Here is a 4,750-nt window from a genome sequence, read left to right as displayed (position 1 = left end):
CTCAAAGTCTTGCGCTCTCAAGCATTCAATCGATACTTAACGTTTTGAGCCTTGCGATTCGATGCTCGATCGACAAGCCGATGTTGTCAGCCAACATTTTGGTCGTGGAAATACCATGACTGTATCAGTTTGTTCGTGTTGTCGCAACAGGATTAGGGAATAGCAATCGAGGCATGAGCTATGATTTCAATCGTGGGTGGTAGAAAACCGAGCCAAAGATTTTGCGTACTTAATCGGTTTTTAAAAATCGATCGACAAAAATCCGCGCCATTGCGTCGCCACCACCCGCGCCGCCGATTCGCTATAAACGCAGCGGAGCTTAATTGGATATTCGAGATGAGTTAAATAACCCGATGGGTGATAATTCCACCCACATTCCGCTGCTACCGCTTGGATGGGTATCGCACCAGTCGCGTTGGGTAGGCATAAATTTGGGGTGACGGCGGCGCAAAATTGAATGCCATCAGGAAATAGTGGCGATGTGGCAATTGCCAGATCTAAAAGTAGTTGTAAATTCGTTGCGCAATGGTTTATTACGCATGGGTACTCCTGGTGCGGCACTACGAATTGCCGAACGTTCGATCGAAGTTATGAGTTAATTGGGCGGTCGATCTAAGCTACGATTTACATACGATCTTGACTTTGCGAACAAACTAAAACCCGTTGGCGTCGAGTAGATCGATTATTTAGCGATCGAGTAAGTCCTTTGAAACAGCGTTCTAACTATTGGCAACTTCTTCCGTATATTCGCCCGCATCGGTTGACAATTTTGTTGGCGTTATTGTGGATTGGAGTTTATACTGCTTTTTGGCCGATCCAGGCGTGGTTAGCCGGACAAATCAGTAAATATGTGGGTACTGACGTCACCATGCTAGCTAAAATTGCGGTATTTGGGGGATTGGTATATATCTTCCAAGGCATCGCGCAATATGGTTTGGATACTTTGATGGCTAAAGCCGCGTTTGGCATTACGTTAGACTTACGCAAACATGCTTACGGACACCTACTTAGCTTGAGTGGCGATCGCTTATCGCAGATGCAATTAGGCGATTTAGCATATCGATTGACTGAGGATATCGATAAAATTGGCGAAACTATTAATAAGATTTGCCATCAATTTATACCGTGCGTACTTCAGTTAATTGTCATTTTGGGATATATGGTTTATCTCAACTGGCAACTGACTTTAGCAGTGTTTATTATCGCACCAATAATTGCTGTTTTAGTTGGCTGGTTTGGCGAAAAACTTCAAAAACAATCATTGAAAAGTCAAAATCAGGTTGCCGAGCTATCTTCGCTAGTAACAGAAGATCTCGGTAGCATTCGGATGATTCAAGCTTTTGCGGCTGAAGATTATGCTTGCCAGAAATTCGGACGAGAAGCCGAGTTCAATCGGCAGGCTAAATATCTCACTGAAAAAATTAATGCGCTGCAACATCCGATCGTTAGTTTTTTGCAAGTTATTAGTATTTTATTTATATTCGTGCTAGCTAGTATTCAAATTTCAGTAGGTAATTTAACATCTGCTGAATTTGTCATTTACCTAACTAATATCGTCCTAATTATCAGCCCGATCGCACTGACTACCAGCAACTATAACGAGTTAAAGCAAGCTGAAGCTTCAGTCGATCGAGTTTTTGAATTACTAACTATTCCGCAAACAATTGTCGAACGTCCCGACGCGATCGTGCTACCACCAGCGGCTAGTAAAATTGAATATTGCAATGTCAACTTTGGCTATACATCCGACAAAACAATTCTCAAAGATTTTAATCTGACTGTCAAAGCTGGAGAAACCATCGCCCTAGTCGGTACTTCCGGAGCGGGAAAAAGTACGATCCTCAGTTTATTAAACCGCTTTCATGATGTCTCATCTGGCAGCATCTCGATCGATGGTATCGATATCCGGGATGTGACACTCAAAAGTCTACGCCGTCAAATTGGTATCGTTCCACAAGATACCGTATTACTATCGGGACATATCGCCCAGAATATTGCTTTTGGGCAGACAGATTTTGACATTAAAGATGTCGAAGAAGCGGCTAAAATTGCTAACGCCCATCAATTTATCTCTCAACTTTCGCAAGGTTATTATACTTACGTTGGCGAGAAAGGGACGACCTTATCGGGCGGACAAAAACAACGGATCGCGATCGCTAGAGCGGTATTCTTTAATCCACGCATTCTGATTCTCGACGAAGCAACTTCCGCGCTAGATTCCGAATCAGAAGCCTTAGTTCAAGAAGCACTAGAAAGAATCATGGCCGATCGCACGGTATTTATTATCGCTCACCGTTTGGCAACAGTCCGCAAAGCCGATCGCATTTTAGTCGTCGAAAATGGCGAAATTATCGAAGCAGGTACTCATAGCGAATTACTCGATCGATCTGGACGTTACGCCCAATTTTATGCTCGACAATTCAGTCAAGAAATTTAGGATGACTTCAAGGCGAGTAACTGTTTGTAGATTTGCTACTTCAAAGCTGACTAATTCGGTCTTCAAATACGGTTAATGCAGCGGCAACAACTCGATCCATGTTGTAGTATCGATCTTGAGCTAATCTACCCACAAAAGTAACTGTTTGTAGATTTGCTAATTCAAAGCTGACTAATTCGGTCTTCAAATACAGTTAATGCAGCGGCAACAACCTGATCCATGTTGTAATATTGATATTGAGCTAATCTACCCACAAAAGTAACTGTTTGTAGATTTGCTGCTGCATTTTTGTACTTCTGGAATAGTTCTCGATTTTCTGGACGTGGTATGGGGTAATAAGGATCTCCTTCTGCTTCTGGATACTCGTGGTAAATCGTTGTTTTAGAATGCTTTTGCCCGGTAATATGCTTGGATTCCACTATGCGCGTAAAATCGTAATCGTTGGGATAGTTAACAACAGCGACTGGTTGAAAGTACTCAGTATCATGAGTCTCAAATTCAAATCGTAATGAACGATAGGGTAGTTTGCCAAACTGATAATCAAAAAATCGATCGATTTGTCCCGTGTAAATTAAATGGTCGAACTTTATCCATCCTTGAACCTCTTCAAAACTCGTATTGAGCATGAGCTTGATATTAGGATGAGAGAGCATCTTTTCAAACATCTTCGTATAGCCATGTAATGGCATTAGTTGATATTTATCACCAAAATAACGATTGTCTTTATTTGTTCTCACCGGAATCCGCGCACAAACCGAGGCATCTAGCTCGTGTGGCCATAGCTCCCATTGCTTGTATGTATAATTTTTAAAGAACTTGTTATAGAGATCTTTGCCTACTTTCCCAATCACAGCCTGCTCGGAGTTCTCAATCCTGTCATATTTTTCTCTAACCCGATCGTAGAAGTCTGCAAGTTCTTGACTATTGAGATTTAAACCATAGAGCTTATTAATCGTGTTTAAGTTAATGGGAATTGGATAAAGATCGCCATCAAGCTTTGCCAAAACCTCATGCTGGTAGACTCGCCACTGTGTAAATCTGGAAAGATAATCGATAACTTTCTTACTATTAGTATGGAAGATATGGGCACCATAGCGATGAACTAATACGCCAGCATTATCGTAGTAATCGTAAGCATTACCACCAATATGATTTCTAGTATCGATAATGAGCACTTTACGCCCTAGCTTTGTAGCGATACAATCTGCCAAAGTGCAACCAGCAAAACCAGCTCCAACAATTAGAAAATCAAACATTATCTTTGGGATATATTAGGACAAATCAGTTTTTAGAAACTCTTTGGCAAAAATCCGTGCCATTGCAGCACCACCACCAGCAGTTCCAATCCGTTCCAATCCATTTGCCCGACATTGTTCGAGATATTGCGGGTTCTCAAGAGTGCGATGGATAGCTTGTGCAGCCAGAACGATAGTTTCGGCAGTTGCTGGCTGAGTGCCGATAGTCTGAACTGATGAACCCAACAGTCGCATTTGCGCTTCGGCAAAAGTATATGTAAACTGAGGGCCAGCACCAGGAATTTGAATGACTGGTTTGCCTAAACCAACTGCTTGCTCGATCGCCGCCCCAGCCATTCCGACAACTAAGTCGCACTGATATAAAATGTCTGCAAAGGCATCATAAATGCAGTGGAGTTTAATTTGATATTGAGGATGAGTCAGATAACCTGGGGCTTGATACTGCCATCCGCATTGCGCTGCTAGTTGCTGGATGGGGATAGTCCCAGTTGGATCGGGTAGGCACAGATTTGGTGTCACAGCGGCGCAGAACTGAATCCCGTTGGGGAACAGGGGTATTGTGGCAATTACTAAATCTAAAAGTAACTGGAAATTAGTGCTAGACTCTGGCAATCTACTCCCTGGCAATAATGCAACAAAAGGTAAATTGGGTAATAATGGTAAATCTTTACCTGTCAATTCGAGTGCATCCATTGCTGGTAAACCAACGCAAATTGCTTGATGATAACCCTGCTGATTTAACATCTGCGCCGTATATCGATCGCGCGTAAATATCTGCCGACAACGATCTGATTTCAGCAGCCAATTAGTCAACAGATCGAATTTCATCCGATTTTCATAATATGCTGAACTAGACGAAGTAAATGCCATGTAAGGTTTCCCAGATAAATAAGCACCGACTAGGACAATGACATCACCAATTGCAAAAACCGCATCACAATCCTCACCATATTGACGAATAGCTTGGATCTGTCGCCACAGTAGTGTAAATAAACCCGATCGAATATCCTCTAGTAATTTTAATCGATGGTTATAGACAAACACCCCAGAGGGTAAA

The 4,750-nt window shown here is 42.3% G+C and carries 5 protein-coding genes; 1 reads left to right on the top strand and 4 read right to left on the bottom strand.

Going from position 1 to position 4,750, the window contains the following annotated elements; translation table 11 throughout:
• Positions 1–240: 240 nt before the first annotated feature.
• Positions 241–561 (bottom strand): hypothetical protein, encoded by a 321-nt coding sequence (locus C7B77_RS24375; protein WP_106311025.1) that lies wholly within the window; start codon positions 559–561, stop codon positions 241–243.
• 145 nt (positions 562–706) lie between these two features.
• Here C7B77_RS24375 and C7B77_RS24370 point away from each other — a divergent pair, with 145 nt between their 5' ends.
• Complete coding sequence (locus C7B77_RS24370) at positions 707–2,437, top strand: ABC transporter ATP-binding protein (RefSeq protein ID WP_106311021.1); 1,731 nt, start codon at positions 707–709, stop codon at positions 2,435–2,437.
• 40 nt (positions 2,438–2,477) lie between these two features.
• Here C7B77_RS24370 and C7B77_RS30410 read toward each other — a convergent pair whose 3' ends face one another.
• The 3 genes from C7B77_RS30410 to C7B77_RS24360 form a co-directional block, all read right to left on the bottom strand.
• The gene (locus C7B77_RS30410; RefSeq protein WP_181244008.1) at positions 2,478–2,624 is read right to left on the bottom strand and encodes a hypothetical protein; all 147 of its coding nucleotides are present in this window, start codon (positions 2,622–2,624) and stop codon (positions 2,478–2,480) included.
• On the bottom strand, positions 2,599–3,693 hold the full coding sequence (gene glf / locus C7B77_RS24365) for a UDP-galactopyranose mutase (protein ID WP_106311019.1): 1,095 nt from the start codon (positions 3,691–3,693) through the stop codon (positions 2,599–2,601). Before glf ends, C7B77_RS30410 begins: the two co-directional genes overlap by 26 nt.
• Before the next feature lie 15 nt (positions 3,694–3,708).
• Positions 3,709–4,750: lipid-A-disaccharide synthase-related protein (locus C7B77_RS24360; RefSeq protein ID WP_106311016.1), on the bottom strand; the 1,042-nt coding region annotated here is incomplete at its 5' end.

The organism is Chamaesiphon polymorphus CCALA 037 (genome assembly GCF_003003845.1).
Taxonomy (GTDB): domain Bacteria; phylum Cyanobacteriota; class Cyanobacteriia; order Cyanobacteriales; family Chamaesiphonaceae; genus Chamaesiphon; species Chamaesiphon polymorphus.
Note: the sequence above shows the minus strand (reverse complement) of the source record. Positions and strands in the feature narration are given on the sequence as shown.